This window comes from Allobosea sp. ASV33 (assembly GCF_016428755.1).
Classification (GTDB): domain Bacteria; phylum Pseudomonadota; class Alphaproteobacteria; order Rhizobiales; family Beijerinckiaceae; genus Allobosea.
In genome coordinates, this window is the sequence record NZ_JAELTI010000228.1 from 1 (window position 1) to 400 (window position 400).

The 400-nt window shown below is 70.0% G+C and carries 1 protein-coding gene; it reads right to left on the minus strand.

Translation table 11 applies throughout. The annotated features are described in order from the left end of the window. Window positions 1–96 precede the first annotated feature (96 nt). Entirely contained in the window at window positions 97–285 is a 189-nt protein-coding gene (locus JHD80_RS29440; protein ID WP_199093722.1) for a left-handed beta-roll domain-containing protein, read from the minus strand. Window positions 286–400 lie beyond the last annotated feature (115 nt).

Here is a 400-nt window from a genome sequence, read left to right on the forward strand (position 1 = left end):
CCCCCCCCCCCCCCCCCCCCCCCCCCCCCCGCCCCCCCCCCCCCCCCCCCCCCCCCCCCCCCCCCCCCCCCACGGCAGCTGCTCGCAACACACGCCCTACGCGATCGCTCCTTGAGTCTCGTGGGCTCGGAGATGTGTATACGAGACAGTGAAGACGATCGCGACCTGCCGCGGACGCGTGGTGGTGGCACCGGCACCGATCGCGACACTCTCCTCGCCGCTAGCTTGCGCCTGCGTGCCGATCGCCGATGCTGACTCAAATACACAACTGACGCTGCCGACGATTAACCTTCGGTGAAGAACTCGGTGGTCGCAGGAGCATTAAAAAGCGGGGGTTGTCTTGGGGTGGTCGGGGAGGTGTGGAGGGAAGAGTGGCGGGTGGGGGGGGGGCAGGTGGGGG